This is a genomic window from Bacillus sp. CPT56D-587-MTF, from assembly GCF_058792335.1.
The window spans coordinates 4,670,211-4,696,259 of the sequence record NZ_JBYTEF010000001.1 but is presented as its reverse complement, the minus strand read 5'-3'; the positions used below and the strand labels follow the sequence as shown (position 1 = coordinate 4,696,259).

Genomic DNA, 26,049 nt, shown 5'->3' with positions numbered 1-26,049 from the left:
AATATGTTAATGTTTAGATGTAATGTTTTGGGGAAAGGAGAAATAGATGGAGGAGTTCGTATATTTACGTCCGGTTTTTAAAAGTATTTTAGCAGCGTCTATTCTTGTTATGCTAATTGTTTTGAGACAGAAGAAAGAGTTGATTAATGAATTTTCGCTTTGGTTTATCTCGGTATTGTGTATCGGTGTTTCAGCGATAACGTTGTTTATGTCCGGATTTATCGTTGATGAGTATAATCTAGGTGGAGATCCACAATCGTTTTGTATGTTTATTGCGATTGGTTGTATTAGTGGTCTGAATTTCATTATTTATTACAGAAGGCAATAAAAGAGGCATTCCATATTACTTTGGAATGCCTTTATCATTTTGATTGCTTTGTTTTTTATACAGGTACCAGCCACCCCAGCCGCCACCAATTGCTACGACAACGAGGAAAGCATAGTCCTTAACCTCGACACGTATATTGAAAATATTAGCTATAAGTAAGAGAATCCCAACTGTTATTAACGCAAAAAATGCTCTAATTAAGTAGTCTTTCAACTGAACCACTCCCGTCATTTAAGTAGTAAATGATGAATTTGGAAAAGCTAAAGGGTGTTTCCTATATTTTAACATAGATGAGATTGTAATATATTGATAAAAGTAGGGGAGAGGGGCGCTGATATTGTCGTGATTTGTCGGCAAATTGATATCCTTTGTCAAATCGTTGATATATTGCGGGTAATGATTGATATAATGAAAAAATCGTTGATATATTGCGAGTTATGATCGATATATTTGAAAAATCGTTGATATAATTTCGTATACCGTTAAGTGCGACCATTACATAAAAAAGCGACTCTAAACGAGCCGCTTCCGCTTTAAATGATATCCAGCTCCAGCGGCTAGAACAGTCGGTTGTTTCACTCCTTCATTCGAGGCAAAAAGCGCCTCGTAATCAGGAGTTCCAACACCCTCCTGTTCTGAGCGAGCCGCTTCCGCTTTTAATTATTATTGATTCAAGAACGCACGTAGCATCCAAGCGTGTTTTTCTAGTTCTGTGTAGATGCCTAGTAGTAGGTCAGATGTCATTTCATCGTCAGAGTCTTGAGCGATTTCCATGCCTTTTTTCAGTTCGACTAGCATCATTTCGTAGTCTTTCATGATTGCTTCGACCATCCCTTCTGCAGTTTCTCCGTATGCTGCTTCTTGAATAGAAGATAGTTCTAAGTATTCTTTCATTGTTGCTACTGGTTTGCCACCAATTGCTAAAATACGTTCTGCAATTTCATCGATGTGAGTAGCTGATTCTGTGTAAAGTTCTTCGAATTTCTCGTGTAATGTGAAGAATTGAGGTCCTTTTACGTACCAATGGAAGTTGTGAAGTTTTGTGAATAAAACGCTCCAGTCTGCTACTTGTTTGTTTAATACTTCGATTACTTGTTTGTTCATTATGATCAATCTCCTTTTGAGTTGTTATGTGATATCAATTACTAATTTATAATCATTATAATCTAGTAATCTCTATAAATCAACCCTTTTGCTGGAATTAATTTGAACAAATTATGAACTGTTGTAAATAAAAGGCCCTATTACGGTGAAGTAATAGGGCCTTTGTTTGAGATATGGCTCTTGTTCTAAACGAGCCGCTTGTGCTTTTAGTGATATCCAGCTCCGGTGACTAGACCAGTCGGTCATTTCGCTCTCTCGCTCGAAGCAAAAAGCGCTTCAAGGTCGAGAGCTTGAAGTGTCCTGCGATTCTGAACGAGCCGCTTCCGCTTTAAATGATATCCAGCTCCAGCGGCTAGAACAGTCGGTTGTTTCACTCCTTCATTCGAGGCAAAAAGCGCCTCGTAATCAGGAGTTCCAACACCCTCCTGTTCTGAACGAGCCACTTCGCTTTTATTTGTTAAACGGCCTTTTGTTTTTCTTCTACATCCTGCCCATCCCAGCACTCTGTATTCTTTAAGCCAGGGATAGAGTTTGCGACGAAGACAGGATCTTTTCCTTGTTTCTTTTGCTTCAAATAGTCTACTAATGCAGCGTAAGCAAATTTGCTAAGGAATGAGATGGCAATTAAGTTTGTGAATACCATTAGTCCCATGAATAAATCAGCTAAACTCCAAACTGTTTTAAGAGCAGCGATTGATCCGAAGAATACCATTCCGACAACTGCAACACGATAAATCATTAACCATGTTTTACTTTCTTTAATGAATGCGATATTTGTTTCACCATAATAGTAGTTTCCTAGAAGTGAACTGAAAGCGAATAGGAAAATAATAATCGCTAAGAAAGTGCTTGCCCACGGTCCAATTTGTGAACTTAATGCGTTTTGTGTTAATTCGATACCTTCTAAATTTGATCCTTTGTAAAGTCCAGAACATAATACGATAAATGCTGTTGATGTACATACTAAGAATGTATCTACGAAAACGCCTAACGCTTGAACAAGCCCTTGTTTTACAGGGTGAGATACATCAGATGTTGCTGCTGCATTAGGAGAGCTACCCATTCCCGCTTCTGTAGCGAATAAACCGCGCTGAATTCCGAACTTGATTGCTGCTCCAATACCACCAGCGATGGCTTGGTCTAAACCGAATGCACCGTTAAAGATTTCCATGAAAATGCTTGGTAACATACTGAAGTTGTTAATAACGACAAAAATAGCCACGCCGATATAAACGATTGCCATTGGCGGAACAATCATTTCTGTAATACGTGAAATGCTCTTAATACCACCAAAAATAATAACTGCAACTAATAAGGCTAATAGAGCTCCTACGATTGTTCGCTCTAGTCCAAAAGCATTTTCAAACGCTATTGTTACTGTATTTGCTTGCACTGAATTGAAAATTAATCCGTACGCAACTGTAATAAGAAGTGAAAACCAGACGCCCATCCAGCGTTTGTTTAACCCTTTTTCCATGTAATATGCTGGTCCACCACGGAACCTACTTCCATCTTTTACTTTATAAATTTGCGCAAGTGTACATTCTACAAAACTAGTAGCTGCTCCGATAATTGCGATAAACCACATCCAAAATATTGCGCCAGGTCCACCCATTGAAATTGCTAATGCTACACCAGCTAAGTTTCCGATACCGATACGTGCTGCTGCACTTAAGCAAAATGCTTGGAATGGTGAGATGCTATCTTTCTTTTTTTCTTTTCGATTAAACCCTTTACTAATTAAGCTGACCATCTCACTGAAATGAGTAATTTGGACAAATTTTAATTTAAAAGAGAAGTAAAGACCGAAGACGATTAGCATTGCAATAAGAATATATGACCATAAAATATTATTCGTTACCTCAAGGAATCTGCTAAAGATATCAACCATATAATACACTTCCTTTTTTTCGTAATAAGAAAATTATATGCAAAAAATATACGAGAATCAATTTTTCTAAAAAATTATGTTACTTAAATCATTTTTGTGTTATGATTATGTTACATCGTAATATTTTTAGAATTATTTACATTTTAAAAAACTAAATTTAAAGCGAGAAGGTGGGGATAATTTGAAAGAAAATTCTTTATGGAAAGTAAGCCTTGAGAGTTTGAAAATGAGAAGTAATATATTTTTTATCATTACATCTTTAAGTATCTTTTTAGGGTCCACTTATTATTACAATAAAAGATTTCCAAATCACAAATATCCTGAGTGGTTAGAATTTCTAAAGTTGATTGGATGAATAAAAGACAGAAAAACAGAAAATTAAAATAAATAAGTTATGGAGGAGCTAAAAATGAATATTAGAGAAAGTGAACTTCCAGGTATTGGTTATAAGTTTCAAATCGTTACGAAAGGTAACGAAAAGATGGTAATTGTCATTCATGATGATGGTCGTAGAGAAATGTATCATTTTGATTCAGATCATGAAGAAAGCATCTCAAGTATTTCGCTACGTGACTCAGAGGCGAGACAAATCGCTGCAATATTAGGTGGAATGGTATATAAGCCTAGGGCGTTAGAAAATGTTGAGATGGTTTTTGAAGGTTTAGCGATTGAGTGGTTCAAAGTGGAGAATACAGCTCCAGCAATCGGAAAAACAATTGGCGATCTTGAAATAAGAAAAACATATAGCGTAACAATAATCGCGGTTATGAAGAAGAACATGAAGAAGTTATTTAATCCAGGACCAGAAACAGTAATTGAAGAAGGAGATATGCTTGTAGTTTCAGGTGAGAGAGAAGAAATTAAAAAAATCATTAATGAATTACTTTCAAATAGGGGGGACTGATTAGATGGATACGTTAATTTTTGAAGTTGGTACAGCTTTAGTTTTAGTGGCAATTGCAGCAGTAATTGCTGGAAAATTTAAATTCTCAGTAATTCCTTTTCTAATCGTTCTTGGAATGTTAGTAGGACCGCATGCACCGACAATAGGTGTTATCGATCTCAAATTTATTGAAAGTGCAAGTGTAATTTCCTTCCTTGGACGGATTGGGGTTCTATTCCTTCTATTCTACCTAGGATTAGAATTTTCAATGAAAAAACTAATTAAATCTGGACGCTCTATTGCGATTGGCGGAACGATTTATATTTTAATTAACTTTTCACTTGGTTTGTTATACGGATTTATAATGGGATTCCCATTACTAGAAATCTTAATTATTGCGGGTATTATTACGATTTCTTCTAGCGCTATCGTTGCTAAAGTGTTAGTAGACTTAAGAAGAACTGGTAATAATGAAACCGAATTAATTTTAGGAATTATTATGTTTGAAGATATATTCCTTGCTGTATATTTATCAGTTGTTTCTGGTTTAGTACTTGGAGATCACGCTTCCTTCTTAGGTGCCCTTACTTCAATTGGAATTGCTTTAGGATATATGCTTCTATTCTTTATAGTAGCTAGAAAGGCTACGCCGTTATTAAATAAATTGCTCAATATTAGCTCAGATGAAATCTTTATTATTGTAGTATTTGCTTCATTATTCTTCATTGCTGGTTTTTCAGAAACAATTCACGTTGCAGAAGCAATTGGAGCACTTCTTCTAGGATTAGTTTTCTCTGAGACAGAGCATAGTGACCGAATTGAACATCTTGTTGTTCCATTTAGAGACTTTTTCGGAGCTATTTTCTTCTTCAGCTTCGGGTTAAGTATTGATCCGTTCTCATTAGGCGGAGCGATATGGTTAACGTTAGGTGCTGTCCTTCTTACGATAATCGGTAACTTTGTAGCAGGAATGATTGCAGGAAGACAAGCTGGATTATCTCATAAAGCATCAACAAATATCGGATTAACAATCGTTTCAAGAGGAGAGTTCTCCATCATTATGGCTAATATCGGTATCGCCGGTGGTTTAATGTCAGTACTGAAACCATTCTCAGCACTATACGTGCTTATACTATCCATTTTAGGCCCACTTTTGACAAAAGAGTCGAAGAATGTATATAAATTCTTAAATAAAATCTTTAAGTGGGATACGAAGACTAACTAAACTAAATTTTAAAAAATAAAAGTACAAGATATTTCCTGCTTGTACTTTCATTTTTGTAATGAAAACAGTAAAGAGAGGTACATGATGTTAGGAGAGTTGATCCATTCGGTTTTAGTTTTTTTAGAAGGACTTGGTTATTGGGGAATTATGCTTGGATTAATGCTAGAGGTTATTCCAAGTGAAATCGTATTGTCTTATGCAGGTTATTTAGTATCAACAGGAAGCATTACATTTTGGGGCGCTGTCGCGTTCGGTACAATTGGTGGTGTAATTGCACAACTATTCATTTATTGGATTGGTCGATATGGAGGAAGACCTGTTCTTGAGCGATATGGAAAATATATTTTAATTCAGAAGAAACATATTGATTATGCTGAAGATTGGTTTAATCGTTATGGAACTGGCGTTATCTTTACCGCACGTTTTATTCCGGTTGTGCGTCATGCTATTTCGATACCAGCGGGTATTGCGAAAATGTCACATGCTAAGTTTATTACGCTAACTACATTAGCTGTTATTCCCTGGTCAATTGTGTTTGTATATTTAGGTTTTAAATTAGGAACAGAGTGGGAAAGTATTAATAAAGTTGCGGGGCCATATGTGAAATACTTTGCACTTGCTGCTATTGTTTGTGCAATTGGTTATTTTGTATTAAAAAAAATGATGAAAAAAAAGTGATTACAGAAAAGGAATCTATGTCGACGTAGATTCCTTTTTTATTGGCATTTTTTCAAGGATGAAAGAATACGTTTAATATTTACCATATTGTGGCATACATATAGAAAAAGGGTGCTTGGAAAGGGGAATAAAGAGAAATGGAACTCCAGTTTCAAAATGTATATCAACAGGTAGAGAATTGGTATGTGTTGGATTCGGAGCTTCCTTGGGATATCAAAAAGTTGAGAGAGGATTTGTTTTCTCTTATTGAAGTATGTAAAACGCCCGTTATTTTTTGTGATACGTGTGATGCAAACGATGTGCTTCTATCATTAGGAGAAGAGGAAGAAGAGTTCCTATTCCCAGTAGGTGGTTTTTATCATAAAGAAAAGCAATTAATTTTCGTTTGTATATGGGAAGAGTATGAGCAAGTTCTCAAAACGCTACTGCATGAATTCCGCCATGCGATGCAGCATAAGAGAGATATATTGTATGTGGGAAGTGAACGGTACGAAGAGCGGTGGATTGAAAAAGATGCGAGGAAGTTCGCGGAGAGGAAATTGGATGAATATAAGAGTAGAAAGTTAATGTAAAGCATAGTGGAGAAATAGCGCTGTGCTTTCTTTGCGCTTATTAAAAATAAGTATTTGACTTTTATAAAGTTTAGTTCTAAACTAATGGTATGAAACGAGCGAGGTGATGAAATGAAAACAGAAGATAGACTAGGGCTACTATTATGGTTTCGTTTATCACGTTTTTATAATAAGAGTATTCGTGAGACGAATCAGCATTTGAAGAAATGGAATGTATCTGCCGCCCAATTTGATGTGTTAGCTCAAGTTGGAGGACATGATCGTTTAACGCAGCAAGAACTTGGAAATAAGCTATTTGTTACGAAAGGAAATGTAACGCAGCTTTTAAATAAAATGGAGCAGCTTGAGTGGATTTTGCGTGAACAAGAGGGTACTACGAAATATATTTCTTTAACAGAAAAGGGAAGAGCTTTATATGAGGAAATCGTCCCACCTCAAGAAACGTTCCAAGCAGAGAAGTTTCATAATTTAAATATAGAGGAACAAAAGCAGTTATTAACACTATTAAAAAAGTTACAGTAAGAAAAAATTTTAAAATAAATCTCGAATTCGAGATAGTATGAGGTGAAGGATATGTTTAGAAAAGTTGATCATAAAAATATGGGCAGAGCAAATCATGGTTGGTTAAATACACATTTTCATTTTTCTTTTGCCAATTACTACAATCCAAATAACATGAACTTCGGAGCGTTACGTGTTATTAATGATGATCTAGTAGCGGCGCAAACTGGTTTTGATATGCATCCGCACCGTGATATGGAGATTATTTCTTACGTTGTAGATGGTGCTTTAACACATGAAGACAGCATGGGAAATCGCGGAACAATTGAGCGTGGACATGTTCAATATATGAGTGCTGGCACGGGTGTATTTCATAGCGAGCATAATTTAGGCGATGAAACGCTGCGTTTATTACAAATTTGGATTTTACCAGACCGCGCAGATCATAAACCAAACTATGGTGAGTTTAAATTTGATTGGAGCAAGCGTGAAGATGAATGGTTCCATATGGTATCTTCAGTAGAAGGAAATGCACCAATTCAAATTCACCAAGATGCGAATTTATATTCTTTATCATTAGAGGCTGGAAAAGAAATTCATTTTCCAGTGAAAGAAGGCCGTCAATTGTACCTTGTACAAATTGAAGGAAGCAGTGTAATAAATGGTGAAACGTTTGTTATGCGGGATGCAGCAGAATCTGTAGAAGAAGATATTCACATTCAAGCGAAAGAGCAATCACACTATTTAGCAATTGAATTGAAAAAACAATAAAAGGTTTATAGAAAAGAGGACATCCGATAGATGTCCTCTTTTTTTGATTGGAATTGTCTGAAAAATGTTTCTCAAATTTTTGGTAGAGGTATCGGCTGGGAAAATAAGAATTGTATAAAAGTGTCAAAAATCTTTATGGGAATGGGGAATGTTATAGTGAAAAAGCAAGTCATTTCATCAGCATTAGCGTTAACTGTTATCGCCGGGGGATTTGGAGCGTTTGGGGCAACGACAACGAAAGCGGAAGAACAAAAAATTCAATATCATCAAGAATTTAAAACACCTGCATACATAGGTGAAGAATGGAAAGCACCGGAAGGACTAGATAAAAAAGAGACAGTCTTTCAATACTTAGAGAGTAAGAAAGATATGTTTAAATTAGCAGGAAATATTGAAAAGCATTTTAATATCGTTGGGGAAGAAAAAGACGCTGAATCTGATACGACACATGTGAAGCTAGTTGAGAAACATAATAACATTCCTGTATACGGTTCTGATCAAACTGTTACACTTGATAAAGAGAATAATGTAAAAGCATTCTTCGGACAAGTTATTCCGAATTTAGATGATAAAAATATTCCTGCAGCTGCAAGCATTACTGCGGAACAAGCAGAAACAATTGCAAAGGCAGATATTGAGAAAGAAATTGGTAAAGTAAAGAGTTATGATGGTGTGAAAAAAGATTTATTTGTATATGAAAAAGACGGTAATTACTACCTTGCATACTTAGTTAAGGCATCGATTTCAAAACCAGCTCCAGGGTATTGGCATTATTTTGTTGATGCAACGAATGGAAATGTTATTGAGAAATATAACGCTGTAGATAACATTACTGGATTTGGTTACGGAGTATTAGGTGCTAGACAATCATTTGAAATTGCTCAAGATACGAAAACAGGACAATTCAACTTGTTTGATGGTAAACGAGGACAAGGTGTTCATACATTTGATGCAGAAAATATGGACGAGAACTGGTTTAATTTATTCTCACAATGGCTTGGATATACAGGAGAAGAAGTTGAAAGTAAATCTAAGTTCTTCGAAGATAAAGCTGCAGTTGATGCGCATGTAAATGCAGGAAAAGTATATGATTACTACAAAAAGACATTTAATCGTAACTCTTTCGATGATAAAGGTGCGAAGCTTATTTCAACTGTTCACGTAGGGGAGAGCTGGAATAACGCAGCTTGGAATGGTGTGCAAATGATGTACGGTGATGGCGATGGAAAAACGTTCATTCCATTATCTGCTGGACTTGATGTTATCGGTCACGAATTAACGCATGCTGTAACTGAACATACAGCAAACCTTGTTTACAAAAATGAGTCAGGGGCGTTAAATGAATCGTTATCTGATATTATGGGTGTTATGGTTGAGAAGAAGAGCTGGGATTTAGGTGCTGATATTTATACACCTGATAAACCTGGTGATGCACTTCGCTCTCTTAAAGACCCAGCGTCTATTCCAAATCCATTAAAACCAAGTGAGGGTTACCCAGATCACTATAGTAAACGTTATACTGGAACAGCTGATAATGGCGGTGTTCATATTAACAGCAGTATTAACAATAAAGCTGCATATTTAGTATCTGAAGGCGGAGATCATTACGGCGTGAAAGTAACTGGTGTGGGCCGTGAAGCGACAGAAAAAATTTACTACCGTGCTCTTACGAAATATTTAACTGCAAACTCTGACTTCAAAATGATGCGTCAAGCTGCTCTTCAGTCAGCTGAAGATTTATATGGTAAAAACTCTAAAGCTGTACAAGCTGTAACGAAAGCTTATGATGCAGTAGGTGTAAAATAATAAGAGAAAAGACCTGACATCCTAGTCAGGTCTTTTCTTTATCCCGCTATCCGCAAATGATGAAATTTCCACTTTATTTAGTCGCGAATACCTAATGCGATTTTCGCTATACGTGACATACGTTCTTTCGACCACGGTGGATTCCAAACGACATTTACTTCTATTTCATTAACTTCAGGTACGTTTGTTGATAATACTTTTTTAACGTCTGATACGATTTGCCCAGCCATTGGACAACCGATAGAAGTCATAGTCATCGTAATGACAGCATTATTATTTTCATCTGCTGTAACATCATAAACTAATCCAAGATTAACGATATCAACACCTAGTTCAGGGTCAATAACAGCCTCTAAATTGGCAAGTAATTTATTTTCAAATGCTTCTTGTGACATAAGCAGCCCCTCCTACACTTTAATGATATCGATTCTCATTATAACGGAAATGAGCATAATGTGCAGGAAATGAGCTCAAAAAAATATCCCTCTTTCAAAGAAGGGATATTTTTTGAACATCTATTCTGTTTTAAAATGAGATACGAGTTGATCTAACTCTTCAACTGTTTGTTTCATTTTTCCAGCAGTTACTGCCATTTCATTCATAACGATAACTTTTTTTTCAGCAGATTGTGCCGTTGCGGCAGTTTCGCTCGATACTTCAGTAGAGATAGAAGCGATGTTATTAAGTGAAGCGTTCATTTCTTCAGCACTTGCAGCCATTTCTTCAGCAGTTGCTGATATATCTTGCATTTGAGTAGATACTTTATTTACTTGTTCTACAATTGTTGAGAAAGAAGTACCAGCTTCAAGAATAACATTAATGCCTTCAAATGCTTCAGAACGGCCTTGAGACATCATAGAGCTAGCAGTTTCTGTATCATTTTGAATTTGATGTAGTAATTGATTAATGTCTGTTGCAGCTGTTTTAGATTGTTCAGCAAGTTTTCGAACTTCGTCAGCTACGACAGCAAATCCTTTTCCTTGCTCACCAGCACGAGCTGCCTCAATAGAAGCATTTAAAGCAAGTAAGTTTGTTTGCTCAGCAATATTAGAAATAGATTGTACAGCAGTATCAATATATTTCGTATGAGTGATTAGACGTTCAACCACTTCTGACGTAGCATTTACAGCTTCGTGTATTGTTGTCATTTGTGAAACAGATTTTTGGATAACGGTACTGCCATCGCTAGCATGTTCAGATGTGGCAACAGCAAGTTCCGCTACAGATGAAGCAGATTCAGCAATACGCTGAACACTTACTGCCATATCGTCCATTGCAGTTGAACTTTCTTCCATACTAGAAGTTTGTGATTGAATACTTGCATTTAAGTTGGACATCGAGCTTTGGACTCTTACTGTCGCCTCACGTGATGTATTCGTTTTTTCTAGCATATTTTCAGAAGCAGTTTGTACTTCCACTGATGTTTTTTGAACACGATTAATGATATGTTGTAGGTTTTCTAACATTTTATTAAATGATGTTGCGATAGCACCGATTTCATCGTTGCTATTTACTTGTAGACGTGCCGTTAAGTCACCTTCTTGAGAGGCTAATTCTTTTAGTTTTGTGTCAATTTGTTGAATTGGTTTCACAAGTTTACCAGAGAACCACCATGCAAGAATAATTGCAGCGACAATACAAATAACAAGTGATAAGAAAATAACATATTCGATTAAGAGTGCAGATTGGTCAATTTTTTCAATAGATTGTTCACGTAATTTAGCTTGTTCATTACTGTAATTTGTGAAGTCACCAATTACTTTATAGACAGTTCCGTTCTCTGAAGAAGCTACTTGTAAAGCTTCTTCCCATTTTTGTTCTTTTGCAAGAGTGAATACTTTTTCTTCAACGAACTTTCTCCAAGTAGACCCTAATTCCATTGTACTTTTTACGGACGAAGAAAGATTTGGATTAGAAAGAAGTTTATCTTTTGAATCCTCAAGACGTTTACTCATCTCATTAAACTTGTCTAATTCGACTTGATCATGTTGTAGTAAATAACCTCTTAAAGCAGAGAGCTGTACTTGATAAGCGTCTCCACGCTCTTTTAATTCTGTTGCCAGTGGAGAAATTTCTTTTTGTAATGTTTCAGCTTTACGAGATTGGTCAATAGCAAAAAATAAAATAAATGCTAAGGCGATACCGAATAAAGCGCAAATCGTTCCCATCATGAACATAAGTTTTTTTCTGATACTTACAAAATTCATATGATAAAAAGCCTCCTTTGTGAAATCTTAGTATTAGAATTAATAAATGTAAAAAATTGAAAGAAAGCTTTACTCCAGTTGGAATAAAGCTTTCTTATTTCCTTTAGGAATTATAGCAGACGGAATGAGAGATAGAAAGAGATATTTTAAGGTAAAAAAAGTCCGCGACTCAATATACAATACATTTATGGACATGTCTTGCATCATTTCGTCACAATAGATGGTGGAGGTTCTGGTGAGGGAAAGTAGAGGAACTATTGACCGATGATAGGAACATATAAAAATAGCGTCGTAGAAAAAGAAAGAGTGGATTCCTTATGAGAGCTGGGATTCGCTTTTTGATTGCTATCGATAGTGAGACGTTAAGTAAACCAGATAGGAATGTTTATACAACATAAAAAGACGAGAATTCTCTCGTCTTTTTACACGGTTGAGCACGGATTAAGTGCAACAAAGTGTAGCTTTATTAATATCTTTTTCACGAATTTCTAAATTGCCTTTTTTATCAATTTTGTAAGGGATATCATTATTTTGTAGCTTTTTTAGTAAACTATTATTTTCTTGTACATTTTTCTCCCAAATAATATATCTTTCATTTTTGGTAGTATCATTAAAAAATATAAATCCGACTAAACATAAAAATAAAATTATTAATATTGAAATTAAAATATTAATTTTTTTCATGATGTACCTATTCCTAATCTGTTATTTATTGGTTAGTCCATAATAACCAGCCTTCGGGTTGTCTTATATATTTTAGTAAACCATTTCTTATATCCTGATTAAGATTATCTGCCAAACCTTGCGGCGTTAAAGCGTAACCATTAGCTGCCCGCCAATTATACATAATTCGGCCTCGTTCATTATTATAATAATCCATATCATGTAATTTCTTTTCTGTCATATTATATCTTTCATGATTATCTGCTACAATTTTAGCATTCGAACATCCTATACTTTTACACATAAGTGCATTCCAATATCCATGTCTAAATGCATCACCTTTTCCGTTATTTAGACTAGCTTTTGGATAATATGCTGTAGCCATATTAATTGCTGCGTTAGCATTTAGTCTAGCTTGACCACATTTATATGCACCTATTGATCTCAGACACGCTTGCATTTCTTCACTTTTTCCTAAAGCATTTGCAATGCTAGCACTACGTTGTACTCTTGTTTTAGGATTGTTTTCCTTTTCATTTACTAAATCATCAAATCTTTCATTACCTTCTTCTTCATTTTGAATCTGACCGTTCTCCATTTCTACAACCAACTGTTCAAAAGCAGCCATATACGCTTGTTCATTAACTGGAGCAGTTTCTGCTGCTGCGTTATTACCTACTGTCATCGTTAATAAGATACCAGATAGGATTCCGAATACTGTTTTCTTAAGCTTCAAATTCATTTACCCCCACGCTATTGTGTTTTTTATATATTTTGATATCACCCTACTTAGAAAATTTTAAATATTATTAATAGAAAATAAAAGACTGTTTACTAATGAATTTTTATGTTAAAATATGTAATTAAAGGTAATATAATTACATATTGTTAAATATTTACGTGATAAAGTGAATGGTTATTTTAGAACCTGTCTAAAATCTTTTTAGTACAATCGTTACACCTGCCAATATAGTCAGCTTATTATATATTTTGCTTAGCGTGGTTTTCTCGAATGCTGGCGGTATCTCTGGTAAAGGGTTTTGAATAAACTAAGAAAGAGTAGAAAAGTATACATTTCTACTTTTCCATTGGATGTTGAGGTTCGTATTCCTGAACATTATCTTTCAAGGGTGGTTCATGCAGCTGTAGAAACTATGGATCTCTCTCCTCTTATCTCGTTATCCAGGTGGTGGTAGACCACCTTACCATCCAAAAATAGATTGAAATGTGGTCTTATTTGTGTTGCTCATAATTTACGGAAGTAGGCAATAACGGCTCAACTAAAAGGAGAAAATTCGAAATTTTAGGAGGGAATCAACAGTGTTCCTTTCCCTTAAAGTATTTTTTACCCATATAAAGGAAAAACAAAGAGGTTGTCTACAAAAGGTAGTTTTTAGTGACCTTTTGAGACAGCCTCTTTCTAACAATTTGGAGCTCATAGAAGTATAAATGAAAGTTTCGCGTTAAATGTTTGTTTTGAAATGAGAGACGAGAACTTCAAGTTCTTGTACGATTGTTTTCATTTCAGATGATTTGTTAGCCACGATACTCATTTTGTTTACTTGATCACCAGCCGAATGCGCTGTTTGTGATGTTTCTGCAGCAACTTCGTTTGAAATAGAAGCGATATTATTTAAAGCTGCGTTCATTTCTTCAGAGCTTGCAGCCATCTCTTCAGCAGTTGCAGACATTTCTTGCATTTGTGTAGAGACTTTGTTAATGTGGTTAACAATTTCTGAGAATGAAGATCCGGCGGTACGAATAACCGTAATTCCTTCAGAAGCTTCTGCTTGACCTTGTGTCATCATATCATTTGCTATTTTTGTATCAGCTTGAATTTGATGAAGTAAATGGTTAATGTCAGTTGCGGCTAGTTGAGATTGTTCAGCAAGTTTTCGAACTTCATCGGCAACAACAGCGAATCCTTTGCCGTGTTCACCAGCACGAGCTGCTTCAATAGAAGCATTTAAAGCGAGCAAATTTGTTTGCTCAGCGATATTCGAAATAGATTGAAGTGCAGTATCAATATGGTTTGTATGTGTAATGAGTCGCTCAACTACTTGTGATGTAGCGTTAACAGCTTCGTTAATTGTATGCATTTGGGTAATAGATTTCTCAATGACTTTATTCCCATCATCTGCTTTTTCTGAAGTTGTGACAGCTAAACTAGTAACAGAAGAGGCGGACTCAGCGATACGCTGAACACTCGTTGCCATGTCATCCATTGCGGCTGAACTTTCTTCAATGCTAGAAACTTGTGAACGAATATTGTGTTCAAGAGCATTCATAGTTTCTTGGGTTCTTGCGGTATTTTCCATAGAAGCGGTTGTTTCGATAAATACATTTTCGGAAGCTTCTTTTACACTTGTTGATGTTTGTTGAACTTGTTTTATTATATGCTGTAAGTTAGTGAGCATTTGATTAAAGGAATTTGCAATGTCACCAATTTCATCTTTACTTGTTACGTGTAATCTAGCCGTTAAATCTCCGTCTTGAGAAGCTAATTCTTTTAACTTCTCATCAATTTGTCGAATTGGTTTAACGAGTTTACCAGAGAACCACCATGCTAATAAGATAGACGTTAATGTACATGTAATAAGTGAGAAGAAAATAATATATTGAATAAGTGATGAAGAAGACTCGACATCAGCAATTAATGCGTCACGTTTCTCATTCTCTTCATTTGTATATTTATTAAAACGACCTAAAAGATCATTTACATAATCTGTTTGTGATAAAGCAATTTTGGATGCTTCGTCCCATTTTCCTTCAAGCGCAAGAGGTAGTACCTCATTATCTATGACGCTACGCCATTTTCCACCCATTAAAATAGCTTCTTTCATTCCTTCTGGGAGCTTCTTGTCACTTGTTACTTTCTCTCTAGTATCAGCTAATTTTTTCCCTTCTCGATTGAACTTATCTAATCCTTTTTGATCATGTGATAGCAAATATTCTTGTAAACCAGCAACTTGTGCTTGGAACCAATCGCCACGTTCTTTTAAAATCGTCGCTCTTTTTGATACATCATTTTTTAACGTTTCGATTTCACTTGCTTGATTCATGGCGAATGAAAGAATAACAATAAGAGCAATACTAAATAAAGAAGAAATGCTTAAGAGTGTGAACAGTAGTTTTTTTCGAATACTAACATATTTCATCGTTACCCCTACCCTCATTTAAACTGTTTATTATGATTTATAGATATTTAAAACAAAATTAATAAAAACATTATTATGAAGTTATTAATCTGTTCAATGAAAATTATAGCAGATAATGGAAGGAGTCAGATTAGTATTAGAAAAAGTTCTTAAAATGTATACATTTGCATATCATAAAATTCATAAATAAATATTAGAAATGCTATTGAAATTTGAAATGACATCATGTATACTTCTAATTAGTTGATAACGATTATCAGTATCAACTAAAAACATTACTCTTCGTTATGTTGGTCATACCCCTTTTTGACGACGTAAGTCAGAGACGAAATGTTGAAATATCTTGTGTCCTATTCTACAGAATTATGGTAATCTCCAACCTCAACTTATATGCGTGAGCATGCAAAAAGGATCCTATCCGTGAAGGGATCCTTTTTTGCATGTTGTCGCAATTATTGTATATAGACCAGGGATACGTTCTTCGATTCCTTCCGGTGCAGTAGAAGGAAAGACCCATCTTTGATGAGATCCATGTTCTTCAACTAGTTTTTCGATTTTAAAACGTTCTTCCGCAAGTGTTGTAATGATTTCTCCTAGCGTCCAGCGACGGATGGTTGTTTTAGGTAGCGATTCTTTCTGTGCTTCTGTAAGAAGGATGCTATAAGCAACATCATCTTCAATTAATTCTTCATCGAAATAATTTCCATTGGCCTGAAATGATGGGTGGTCGACTCCTAATAATTTTGTGTAAACAGGATGATAGTCACGAAGTATAAGCATTCCATCTCGCTTAAGTAAAGTAGCAATTTTTTGAAAGAGTGGTTTTAAATCTAGAAAGTAATGGAGTACACCAAGTTCCAGCAATACGATATCAAATGATTCGGAGAGCTGCACATTTAATACATCAGAAACGACATACTGGATAGAGACACCTGCTGCGTCCGCAAGTTCATTTGCATATTTTGCATTACTTGCTGAAATATCAACAACTGTTACGTCAGAGCCTAAAAGGGCAAGTGCGACAGCTTTATTTCCTTTTGAGCCGAGTAAGTTAATAATACGTTTTCCTTTTGGAGATTGTATGTAAGGTAAATAATGTGCTACTTCGCGTGTGGGATCTTCCATAATTTTTTTTGCATAATCCTCTGGCGCCCCATGGCGATTCGTCCAAGCTTCATAAGCAGCTGTATTCCAGCTTTTTTCATTTATAGTGCTTAGTTGTTTTTGGTTCAATGTTATCACTCTTTTTGTGAACGTATAGGTATTCGGCGGGAGGATGGGATTTCCTTTTCGTTCTGGATAAAAGTTTGATTTTTCTGTGATTAAGTCGTACAATACTTGTTATACGTAAAAGCGTTGAAAAGGAAAAGTAGGATGAACACATTCTTTCCAGAGAGCTTCGGTAGCTGAGAAGAAGCAAGAATATTCATTTGAACAATGGCCTTTGAGCTTCGTCCTGAACTTATTAAATGATAATAGTAGGCGGCGACGAGAGTTGGTACTCGTTATCAAAACCACAGTATAAGAGCATATAGCTCCGTACTTGTTAAGGCTAATTATGTGAGTAATTGGCGAAATAAGGTGGTACCGCGACTGTTTATACAGCCCCGCCCTTATCTTTTTTAAGATAGGGGTGGGGCTTTTTATATTTTAAAGGAGGAATGTAAGATGAGTATTTTTATTGGGGGCGCTTGGCCGTATGCGAATGGTTCATTACATCTTGGCCATATTGCGAGTTTATTACCTGGAGATATTTTAGCACGTTATTACCGGTCAAAAGGTGAGAATGTGTTGTATGTTTCGGGAAGTGATTGTAATGGAACACCGATTGCAATTAGAGCAAAACAAGAAGGTGTGACAGCGAAGGAAATTGCTGATCAGTATCATGAAGAGTTCCAGCGATGTTTTCGTAGCCTTGGTTTTACTTATGATTGCTATACACGTACAGATAGTGAGCACCATCATGAAACGGTTCAAAATGTTTTTTTACGTTTATTAGAAGAAGGACATATTTATAAAAAAATAGTGGAACAAGCATATTGTGAAACGTGTACGCAGTTTTTACCGGATCGTTATGTAGAAGGAATATGTCCACATTGCCATGAAGCAGCAAGAGGAGATCAATGCGATGCGTGTTCTGCTATTTTAGATCCTCTTGATTTGTTAGAAAAGAAATGTAAGTTATGTGGTAGTACACCATCCGTACAGGAAACAGAGCATTTCTATTTCGCATTGCATACATTTCAGGAGCAAATTAAAAGGGCTGTAGAAATTGCCAAGCAAACAGGGACATGGCGCGACAATGCGATTCAACTAACAGAGAGATATGTAAAGGAAGGATTACTAGATAGGGCCGTATCACGTGATTTACCAATTGGGGTACCAATTCCAGTAGAAGGGTATGAAGATAAGAAAATTTACGTATGGATTGAAGCAGTGACAGGCTATTATTCAGCGAGTAAACATTGGGCTGAAGAAACAGGGAAAGATGATCAAGAGTTTTGGGATAGCGAAGCGAAAACATATTATGTGCACGGAAAGGATAATATTCCGTTTCATTCCGTCATTTGGCCAGCGGTATTACTTGGAATAGGGGAGGAAGCAATCCCGCGTCATATCGTTTCGAATGAATATTTAACAGTTGAAAAAAGAAAATTATCTACAAGTAAAAATTGGGCAGTATGGGTGCCTGACATATTAGAAAGCTATGATCCAGATTCTATTCGTTACTTTTTAACCGTCAACGCACCAGAAAATCGCGATACTGATTTTTCATGGCGGGAATTTATTTACAGTCATAATAGTGAATTATTAGGTGCATACGGGAACTTTGTGAACCGGACATTAAAGTTTATCGAAAAATATTATGGTGGTATCGTGCCGAAGCGAAGTATTGAGGTAGAGCTGAAAGATAAAGTAGAAGGATTATATAAGCGTGTAGGAGAGGCGATTGAGCAAACTAAATTCAAGGTGGCGCTAGAAACAATATTTGATGCAGTACGTTTTGCAAATAAATACTTTGATGAAAAGCAGCCTTGGAAACAAAGAGAAGATGATCCAGTTTCATGTGAAGAAACGATTTATAACTGTGTGTATCTTATCGCTAATTTTGCAAATCTCCTTGAACCGTTTTTACCATTTTCAAGTGAAAGAGTTCGAAACACATTGTCGATTGTGAAACGAAATTGGGAACCGCAAAATACGTTGCCAAGTAGAATTGATAGCGTACAGCCATTATTTGAGCGAATCGATGTAAAACAAATTGAGCATGAGATAGAGAAGCTGTATGGAGCGGTAAAATGAGATAGAGAAAAAGACCTTTCAAGTAAATGAAAGGTCTTTTGTTATGCAGTATGATTCTCTTTCTTATCTTTCAAAAAGAAAAGTACAGCAAGGATTACAAGAATAATAGCTGCAATATCATACGTTATTTTAAATGTAGTATTAAAGTTTAAGTACTCTACGAAAGGAGTTTTCACTGCTCCTGCATATATACAAACGGGAATGAGAAGTAAATCGTAAAATTTCTTTTCTTTACATATATCTTATTAGGAAGAAGATACACATAATAGCAAAAAATACGATGCTTAAAATAGTCATTTATACCTCCAGATAAATTTACTTATTTTAATTGCAGTTATATCTTTTATATAAATTCTGTATTTTTTCAAGCGCTATGCACGCGATTTTGTTTCCTTTCTTTCCTAGCCGTAAGCAGCTGAGGAGTGAAGATCCCAACTAATATGAAAATAATTCCAATCCACTGCATGAACGTTACGACTTCATGTACAAGTGTAATAGAAGCAATAATAGCAGTTGGTAATTCAGCTGCACCTAATATTGTACCAAGCCCTGTTCCAACCTTTGGTACACCGATTGAAAAACAAATGACAGGTACAACAACGCCGAATAATCCGAGGAAGAAAGCATATTTCCATAGACCGGCTTGCAAAGCACCGTCTGTTAAAAAGGTTGGCGGAAAGAATAGGCATACGATAAGAGTAGCGCTTGTTGTCATAAGGAAGCTTTTCGTATAAGGCGGAACATCCGTAGCGACGCGCCCGCTTGCAAAAACATAGAATGAAAAAGAGACAGCAGCTAATAGCCCAAAGATAATCCCTTTCGTAGAAAAACTTTGTCCGAGGCCTTCAAATACACCACCTGCAAACAATGTACCAGCAAATAAAATAAGGATAGATATAATCTTATCGCGGCTTGGAAATGTTCGATTTGCAATTGCTTCGATAATGACACCAATCCAAGTGAACTGAAAGAGTAGGACGACAGCGATAGATGCGGGTAGTTCTTCTACAGAAATAGCGTAGAAAATCCCAGTCATACTCATTGTTGTTCCGACGGTTAGTAAGGAAAAGAATTGTTTTTTTGTTACTTTATGACGTGAAAAGAAAAGAACGAGTAGAAATAGTCCAATCCATCCGAAGACATATTGTCCCCCTAATAGTTGATGTGCTGAAAATCCATTTATGAATCCGAGTTTGAAAATAGTTGAAAGTATGCCATAGCTGCAAGCACCGAATAAAACGAGCAATGAATATTTAAACTTTTCCATAAAAAATCCTCCTTTTAAGTAATAAAAAACGCCCGCTATCCAAATAAGGATAACGGGCGAACGAAACAGAGTCATATACTCTACAAAATTCCGCCACTCATACGAAGTATGAATTTGGGGTATGAAATTGTAGTAGGTTTTTACATTGCTTTTGGGAATACAATAGAACATTTTACACCTTGAGGCGTGTTTTGTATCCCGTAAGGAAACTGATGTTTATCTAATATTTGTTTCACGATATATAATCCAAGACCACTACCTTGTACTAAACCGTGTTTATCAGGGTTTGCGCGATAGAAAGGCTCAAATAAATGAGCAAGTTTATCTTCATCAATTTGTGAACCTGTATTTAATACTTCTAATGCGTAACCATTTGGTTTTTCATAAAGCTTTATATATACGTGCTGATGGTCAATTGTATAATGAATTGCATTTGAAATAATGTTAAAAATAGCAGTTTGAATAAATTTAGGATCAGCTAAAATTTGTACGTCGTGTTTAATATTAGATTGTACATTTAATTGTTTTACAGATACAAAGTAATCTACTTTCTTCATAACATCCTCAATAATATTAGATAAAGAAATGACTTCTAAATTCGGTTTAAATTGAGGGTTTTGTATTTTGGATAATTCCGACATTTTTTCCGTTAATATGTTAATGTCTTGCATCATCTCGTAGGAACGTTTCAAATACTTATCTCTATCTTTATAAGCTCCAATTCCGTGAATCATGCCATCTAGTTGTCCCATAACGGCTGCGATTGGTGTTTTTAATTCATGGGATACCATAGACATAAATTCTTTACGAGATTGTTCTAATTGTTGTTCCTTCTTGAGCTCGTTTCTTAAATCTTGATTGCTTGCATGTAAATTCTTCACAATATTTGGTACTTGTGAAGCAGCTACTTGCAAATTAAAATCTGTTTGATCTGTATTTTTGTTAAGTAGCTTTTTATCTGAGAAATCAAGATTCATAATATCTTTTAAAGCATCGCTCATATATTGAAAAGGTTTGGCAATTAGTTTTGTATAAATTAATGATCCGAGTAGTGATAATGCAAGCATTGTCGCGCCAATATGTGGAGCTAATTGCTGCAACGCATCTGCTAACTTTGGATTATCATTTGTATCATTTGTTTTACTTGCTGCATTTTGTGTATGTAAGGCATCATTATTAGCGGCTTTCTTTTCTGCTTCTGTAGGCGGATTAGAAGTGCTATTTTTCCCCGAAAGATTTTGTGTATGTTCTTTTGCCTTTACAGTTTGGCTAGGCTGCAAAAGGTGATTGATAGCTGTAGAAAGAGATTTATAATCTATAATAGAAGATTGGAAATTAGAAATGCTCCCCTCTGACACAGCTTTATTTTGCTTCGTTTTACTTTCGTCGTTTTGCTTATCTGAATTCGCCTGTTCTGTAGTCGGCGTTCCATTTTCTTTCGCAAAACGTTCTTTATCGTAGTTTGAAGCTAGAAAGTAAATAATTTGATAAAGACAAAGTGATAAAAGAATACAAAATAATAAGGTTTTGATGAAAATATTTTTGGTGATGTTGTCTTTGCTACGATTCGATTTTGTAGCCAATGCCTTTCACCGTTTTAATATAAGGAATTCCTAATTTTTTTCTTAAGTTTTTAATATGTGTATCTATAACTCTTACATCACCATAATGTTCATAGCCCCATACCTTATTCAACAAATCACTTCTTGATAATACTTTTCCTCGATTTTGCAGTAAAGTATAAATAATTTCAAATTCTTTTGTTGTCAATTCAATTTGATTACCATGAACATAAGCTGCATATGCTGTAGAGTTTAACATCAATTCATGGAATTGTAGTATAGTTGCAGCTTCTGCTTCCTTCGTTGCTGCCCTTCTTAATACAGCCTCTACACGCTTAATAAATACAGTATAATGGAACGGTTTCGTAATATAGTCATCAATACCTAACTCAAATCCTTTAATTTCACTTTCTTCATTATGTAAGCCTGTTAACATAATGATTGGTACATCAGATTGTCCTCGCATAATTTTACAAATACTATAGCCATCTATATCTGGTAACATTACATCGAGGAGGACAAGATCGTATGAATTTTTTTGGAAAAGAAGAATACCTTCTGTTCCAGCACCAACTACATCAACTGTAAAGTTTTGTGCCATTAGAAATTCACGAATAAGTTCTTGTATATCTGGGTTGTCTTCAATCACCAGTATATGCGTCATAGTAACACCTCCTAAATAACGCTTTTTACTGCAATATTCGAATTCATCATTTTTCGAGTGACTCAGATTGTTTATACATATAATAAGCCCCCGCTATAAAATAATCATGAAGGTAGCAAGGGGAATAGTTTAGTGTTACTGAATAGTTCAGAATTACAGTAGTTCTATTATAGTATGTATTATAAAATGTATAAAACATTATAACTGTATAATTTTAATATCTACGTTTATCAATGTTTAAATATTAGCTAATCAAATCTATTCCTATTATATATGTAAATACAGTTGTTTTGCTACTGTAAATGAATAAATAAAATAAGCCAAGACATAAAATTCTTGGCTACACATAAATCTTGTTTTTAGGCTATTTTACAGTGACAGTAGCTTGCTGCTGAACGCGCTCAAATAACCAGTGTATATCATTGTTATACATACGAATACAACCAAGTGTTGTCCATTTGCCGATTGCTTGATTATTGTTAGTTCCGTGAATCGCATAAGTTGTTCCGTAAGTTCCTGCCATATTTAATCCGAGCCAACGGTCACCAAGTGGATTACGTGGATCGCCGCCTTTAATTTTGCCTGTATAATAAGGGCGATTTTTAATTTTATTTACGATTTGAAAAGTGCCTTTAGGTGTAGGTGTTGCAGCTTTTCCAGTAGCGACAGTAAAACTTTTTATAAATTTTCCATCCTGATAATAATCCATTTTATTTAACTGAGTGTCTACGATTAATTGATCTTTCGTTGTAGCTGCCTCTGCGCTAGAGAATGGAAGAGTTAAAAATCCTAATGATAATAGTGCGCTTAATAATAATTTTTTCATTGTTATTCTCCTTTTACTATCGTAAGAGTCTTACATACAATGAAGTTGTAATCCTCGTAATGCTTTATTTACATTTTCATCTAATGTTTCAAAGAATGTAGTAATTTTGCTGTTGTGTTTGTTGTTGTTATCAATAAGTAATCTTTCATTTAATAAAAGCTCACCACGTAGTCCAAAACTTTGAACTTGAATATTTAGCTCATCTTCATTTTCAGAGATGATTGGTAAGAAATAATGAAAAGCTTTTGTTGGAATGATGTAGCTTTTGCCAATCATGCTTTCTTGATTTGAATTAATCCATTTTTTCGTGACAATTTTAATATTCTTTTTTGAAACGATAAAAGATAGTGTTGTAGATTTTGTTAAACTTACGTCAAATTCACTTGTTTCACAGATTTGTAAATTAAAAACGGTTTCATTTTGATGAGATTCAACATTTGTATTAATAAAATCGTGCATTTTATATGCTTCCATTTCGTATTCACCCTTTTTTCAATTTCGAAAAACGACTTATATTTATTCAAATTAATGCTTAGTCATATATTGGTTAAATTTTTCAACAAATTCCGATATAATCTTACAATACGTATATGAAGCTAATATGAAGTTAGCATGAGTTTGTGATGGTTTTTTATTGAGAACAAAATAAGAGAGGTTTTTTAGTGCTAAAAAATGGATAAAATTTGCATGTTATTAATGCGCCTTTTCGCTATTTCGACTTGAAAAATGATTTTTACTATTTAATAAAGAACGAAAATCACTAGTGTGACCCTTACAAAAATGTAATAAAAATGTAAGCTATTGTGATAGTTATTTCGACAATTTTTTTATACAATAATAGTAAGAAGTTGTACGTGATTGAAAGGAGAGATGACATGGAATGGATTCATGAATTATTTCAGCAATACGGGTACTATGTTGTACTTGTCGGCTTGCTGTTAGAATATATTGCACTTCCGTTTCCGGGAGAGCCAACGTTAGCATATGCGGGATTTTTAGCACATAAGGGTGATTTAAGTTTACCGATTTTAATTATTCTATCCTTTATTGGGACAAGTGTAGGAATGACGATTCAATACTTTTTAGGAAATAAATTAGGTATGCCTTTCATTCAAAAGTATGGGAAATACGTATTTTTAACGCAAAGAAAAATTGACTTAACGAGAATGTGGTTTGATAAGTATGGGTACTTCTTAATTTTTATTGGTTTCTTTATTCCTGGTGTACGTCATTTCACAGGATACTTTGCAGGAATTATTAATTTACCATTCCGTCGTTTTGCCATTACAATTTATTCAGGTGCTCTATTTTGGGTATCATTCTTCTTAATCGGTGGTTACTGGTTAGGTGGAAACTTACATGATATCTTTGGAGTGCTAGAAGGTCATATCGGTAAAATCATTTTTGGAGTTATTGTGATTGTAGCGGTTACGTTAGGTATTCGTTTCCGTAAGCAGTTAAAACGAGTATTACTACAAAACGCAAGTTAATATGAAATCCATTCTATGTCAGAATTTAGGAAGTCAGTGCAAAAGCACTGACTTTTTTATTTTTAAGACTATGTTTAATGCACATTTTACATTCTTTATAGGAATTTGATACAGGATAAGAAATAAGTATCTTGTCAATTATTATAGTCGTAATGACAATTATAATTGACAAAAATAAGGATATTATTTACAATTTTAATTAAATAAATGAAAAAGAGGGAAGACATGAAGCTTCAAAATCGAGTGAGGGAATTGCGAGCAAAGCATCGTTTATCACAAGGGGATTTAGGGAAAGCGATTGGATCATCACGGCAAACGATTAGTTTAATTGAGCGCGGGGATTATGCACCATCTATCGTATTGTCGTTAAAAATCGCACAAATTTTCAATGTACCGGTGGAGGAAATATTTACGTTAGTAGAGGGGGAAGAGGACGATGAAGAGTAAACGAAAAAAACAATTTGATTCTGTGGGGAAAATAGCATTAAGTATGATGGGCGGCTTTTTAACGTCTTATATAGCTTTAAATTTACTCTCGGATGAACCGAGAAAATTATCATCCAATACATTTATAGGTATATGTACTATTTTTGGAATCTTAATGATGTACTATACTTGGAAGAATACACGTATGTTAGCAGAGGCACGCGATGAAGAAGAGAGCGTACAAGGCAGAAAATTAGGCATTATAAGTATATATTTACGTGTAGGCGATATAGTTACGCAGGCATGGTTTGTATATGCAGTTATTACATGTAGACGTGCACTGTTGCAGGATACAAATGTTTCATTTGCGGTGTGGAATTTAGTGGCTTCTATTGTTTGTTTAACTACTGTAGTAATTATCGGACTTATAACAAAAAATCGTTATAATAAGCTATATCCTGAACAAGGTGTAACGTATATGGAATCTATGAAAATGTGGACGAAAAACGCAGATGAAGGATTAAAGCACATTGTGCATGAGGCTGGATATAAAGCGTATGAATTTACGAATACAATATTGGCATATGTATGGTGGGCTGCCGTTATATATACAGCTGCTAGTGATATCGATTTTGTATTAATTGGCTTAATCTCATTTATTTGGATATTGCATCTCGGGAAGTTCATGTACGAAATGCAAAGAAAAATGATTTATTAAGGGGAG

27 protein-coding genes and 1 other annotated feature are annotated in these 26,049 nt (G+C 35.0%); of the genes, 12 read left to right on the top strand and 15 right to left on the bottom strand.

The window, feature by feature from the left end:
- The first annotated feature begins 46 nt into the window (after nt 1-46).
- Nucleotides 47-328 (top strand): hypothetical protein, encoded by a 282-nt coding sequence (locus AC3WVZ_RS24315; RefSeq protein ID WP_000390910.1) that lies wholly within the window; start codon nt 47-49, stop codon nt 326-328.
- 15 nt (nt 329-343) lie between these two features.
- On the opposite strand, the gene AC3WVZ_RS24310 is transcribed toward AC3WVZ_RS24315, so the two are convergent.
- The 3 genes from AC3WVZ_RS24310 to AC3WVZ_RS24300 all read right to left on the bottom strand — a co-directional run bounded on the left by AC3WVZ_RS24310 (nt 344) and on the right by AC3WVZ_RS24300 (nt 3,323).
- Nucleotides 344-541, bottom strand: a complete 198-nt coding sequence (locus AC3WVZ_RS24310) for a hypothetical protein (RefSeq protein ID WP_000656312.1) — start codon at nt 539-541, stop codon at nt 344-346.
- A gap of 450 nt (nt 542-991) precedes the next feature.
- Complete coding sequence (locus AC3WVZ_RS24305; protein WP_001041895.1) at nt 992-1,432, bottom strand: Dps family protein; 441 nt, start codon at nt 1,430-1,432, stop codon at nt 992-994.
- 457 nt (nt 1,433-1,889) lie between these two features.
- Complete coding sequence (locus AC3WVZ_RS24300; protein ID WP_233935524.1) at nt 1,890-3,323, bottom strand: alanine/glycine:cation symporter family protein; 1,434 nt, start codon at nt 3,321-3,323, stop codon at nt 1,890-1,892.
- Nucleotides 3,324-3,732: 409 nt separating this feature from the next.
- Between AC3WVZ_RS24300 and AC3WVZ_RS24295 the strand changes: the two genes are divergently transcribed.
- From AC3WVZ_RS24295 to nprB, 7 genes are all read left to right on the top strand, one after another.
- Nucleotides 3,733-4,227 (top strand): cation:proton antiporter regulatory subunit, encoded by a 495-nt coding sequence (locus AC3WVZ_RS24295; protein WP_001026075.1) that lies wholly within the window; start codon nt 3,733-3,735, stop codon nt 4,225-4,227.
- A 4-nt stretch (nt 4,228-4,231) separates the two neighbouring features.
- Nucleotides 4,232-5,431 (top strand): cation:proton antiporter, encoded by a 1,200-nt coding sequence (locus AC3WVZ_RS24290; RefSeq protein ID WP_000380223.1) that lies wholly within the window; start codon nt 4,232-4,234, stop codon nt 5,429-5,431.
- An 84-nt stretch (nt 5,432-5,515) separates the two neighbouring features.
- Entirely contained in the window at nt 5,516-6,109 is a 594-nt protein-coding gene (gene uptA, locus AC3WVZ_RS24285; protein ID WP_000900214.1) for an undecaprenyl phosphate transporter UptA, read from the top strand.
- Nucleotides 6,110-6,246: 137 nt separating this feature from the next.
- Nucleotides 6,247-6,681: a DUF3920 family protein gene (locus AC3WVZ_RS24280; protein ID WP_053563403.1), complete on the top strand. Its 435-nt coding sequence runs from the start codon at nt 6,247-6,249 to the stop codon at nt 6,679-6,681.
- Nucleotides 6,682-6,792: 111 nt separating this feature from the next.
- The gene (locus AC3WVZ_RS24275) at nt 6,793-7,203 is read left to right on the top strand and encodes a MarR family winged helix-turn-helix transcriptional regulator (RefSeq protein ID WP_098396439.1); all 411 of its coding nucleotides are present in this window, start codon (nt 6,793-6,795) and stop codon (nt 7,201-7,203) included.
- 51 nt (nt 7,204-7,254) lie between these two features.
- Nucleotides 7,255-7,953: a pirin family protein gene (locus AC3WVZ_RS24270; protein WP_000488927.1), complete on the top strand. Its 699-nt coding sequence runs from the start codon at nt 7,255-7,257 to the stop codon at nt 7,951-7,953.
- A gap of 156 nt (nt 7,954-8,109) precedes the next feature.
- Nucleotides 8,110-9,759 carry a neutral protease NprB gene (nprB, locus tag AC3WVZ_RS24265; RefSeq protein ID WP_000745123.1) on the top strand — a complete coding sequence of 550 codons (1,650 nt, stop codon included), beginning with the start codon at nt 8,110-8,112 and terminating at the stop codon, nt 9,757-9,759.
- A gap of 77 nt (nt 9,760-9,836) precedes the next feature.
- Here the strand turns inward: nprB and AC3WVZ_RS24260 are convergent, their stop codons facing one another.
- From AC3WVZ_RS24260 to AC3WVZ_RS24235, 6 genes are all read right to left on the bottom strand, one after another.
- Nucleotides 9,837-10,154, bottom strand: a complete 318-nt coding sequence (locus AC3WVZ_RS24260) for a metal-sulfur cluster assembly factor (RefSeq protein ID WP_000076421.1) — start codon at nt 10,152-10,154, stop codon at nt 9,837-9,839.
- Nucleotides 10,155-10,274: 120 nt separating this feature from the next.
- Complete coding sequence (locus tag AC3WVZ_RS24255) at nt 10,275-11,966, bottom strand: methyl-accepting chemotaxis protein (RefSeq protein ID WP_233935522.1); 1,692 nt, start codon at nt 11,964-11,966, stop codon at nt 10,275-10,277.
- A 441-nt stretch (nt 11,967-12,407) separates the two neighbouring features.
- On the bottom strand, nt 12,408-12,650 hold the full coding sequence (locus AC3WVZ_RS24250) for a hypothetical protein (RefSeq protein ID WP_000723536.1): 243 nt from the start codon (nt 12,648-12,650) through the stop codon (nt 12,408-12,410).
- Nucleotides 12,651-12,675: 25 nt separating this feature from the next.
- Nucleotides 12,676-13,371: a DUF6973 domain-containing protein gene (locus tag AC3WVZ_RS24245; RefSeq protein ID WP_002026534.1), complete on the bottom strand. Its 696-nt coding sequence runs from the start codon at nt 13,369-13,371 to the stop codon at nt 12,676-12,678.
- 721 nt (nt 13,372-14,092) lie between these two features.
- A complete protein-coding gene (locus AC3WVZ_RS24240; protein ID WP_233935521.1) occupies nt 14,093-15,787 on the bottom strand; it encodes a methyl-accepting chemotaxis protein in 1,695 nt (564 codons plus the stop codon).
- A gap of 414 nt (nt 15,788-16,201) precedes the next feature.
- Nucleotides 16,202-17,020 (bottom strand): class I SAM-dependent methyltransferase, encoded by an 819-nt coding sequence (locus tag AC3WVZ_RS24235; RefSeq protein WP_233935519.1) that lies wholly within the window; start codon nt 17,018-17,020, stop codon nt 16,202-16,204.
- 114 nt (nt 17,021-17,134) lie between these two features.
- Nucleotides 17,135-17,405, top strand: a binding site (T-box leader).
- A gap of 50 nt (nt 17,406-17,455) precedes the next feature.
- Here AC3WVZ_RS24235 and metG point away from each other — a divergent pair.
- Entirely contained in the window at nt 17,456-19,090 is a 1,635-nt protein-coding gene (gene metG / locus AC3WVZ_RS24230) for a methionine--tRNA ligase (protein ID WP_079004612.1), read from the top strand.
- Nucleotides 19,091-19,131: 41 nt separating this feature from the next.
- On the opposite strand, the gene AC3WVZ_RS24225 is transcribed toward metG, so the two are convergent.
- The 6 genes from AC3WVZ_RS24225 to AC3WVZ_RS24200 all read right to left on the bottom strand — a co-directional run bounded on the left by AC3WVZ_RS24225 (nt 19,132) and on the right by AC3WVZ_RS24200 (nt 23,883).
- The gene (locus tag AC3WVZ_RS24225; RefSeq protein ID WP_425594311.1) at nt 19,132-19,329 is read right to left on the bottom strand and encodes a hypothetical protein; all 198 of its coding nucleotides are present in this window, start codon (nt 19,327-19,329) and stop codon (nt 19,132-19,134) included.
- 125 nt (nt 19,330-19,454) lie between these two features.
- On the bottom strand, nt 19,455-20,357 hold the full coding sequence (locus AC3WVZ_RS24220) for an EamA family transporter (protein ID WP_000410484.1): 903 nt from the start codon (nt 20,355-20,357) through the stop codon (nt 19,455-19,457).
- Nucleotides 20,358-20,497: 140 nt separating this feature from the next.
- Nucleotides 20,498-21,940 carry a sensor histidine kinase gene (locus AC3WVZ_RS24215; RefSeq protein WP_000201965.1) on the bottom strand — a complete coding sequence of 481 codons (1,443 nt, stop codon included), beginning with the start codon at nt 21,938-21,940 and terminating at the stop codon, nt 20,498-20,500.
- Nucleotides 21,918-22,583 carry a response regulator transcription factor gene (locus tag AC3WVZ_RS24210; protein WP_000148833.1) on the bottom strand — a complete coding sequence of 222 codons (666 nt, stop codon included), beginning with the start codon at nt 22,581-22,583 and terminating at the stop codon, nt 21,918-21,920. The genes AC3WVZ_RS24215 and AC3WVZ_RS24210 overlap by 23 nt, the downstream gene beginning before the upstream one ends.
- A 364-nt stretch (nt 22,584-22,947) precedes the next feature.
- Nucleotides 22,948-23,409 carry a L,D-transpeptidase gene (locus AC3WVZ_RS24205; RefSeq protein ID WP_000735063.1) on the bottom strand — a complete coding sequence of 154 codons (462 nt, stop codon included), beginning with the start codon at nt 23,407-23,409 and terminating at the stop codon, nt 22,948-22,950.
- A gap of 30 nt (nt 23,410-23,439) precedes the next feature.
- Complete coding sequence (locus AC3WVZ_RS24200) at nt 23,440-23,883, bottom strand: DUF3978 family protein (protein WP_000388769.1); 444 nt, start codon at nt 23,881-23,883, stop codon at nt 23,440-23,442.
- 401 nt (nt 23,884-24,284) lie between these two features.
- Between AC3WVZ_RS24200 and AC3WVZ_RS24195 the strand changes: the two genes are divergently transcribed.
- The 3 genes from AC3WVZ_RS24195 (at nt 24,285) to AC3WVZ_RS24185 (ending at nt 26,043) form a co-directional block, all read left to right on the top strand.
- Nucleotides 24,285-24,899, top strand: coding sequence for a DedA family protein (locus tag AC3WVZ_RS24195; protein WP_000454754.1), 615 nt, complete (start codon nt 24,285-24,287; stop codon nt 24,897-24,899).
- A 225-nt stretch (nt 24,900-25,124) separates the two neighbouring features.
- A complete protein-coding gene (locus AC3WVZ_RS24190; RefSeq protein ID WP_000776168.1) occupies nt 25,125-25,346 on the top strand; it encodes a helix-turn-helix transcriptional regulator in 222 nt (73 codons plus the stop codon).
- On the top strand, nt 25,336-26,043 hold the full coding sequence (locus AC3WVZ_RS24185; protein ID WP_000837717.1) for a DUF3169 family protein: 708 nt from the start codon (nt 25,336-25,338) through the stop codon (nt 26,041-26,043). Before AC3WVZ_RS24190 ends, AC3WVZ_RS24185 begins: the two co-directional genes overlap by 11 nt.
- Nucleotides 26,044-26,049 lie beyond the last annotated feature (6 nt).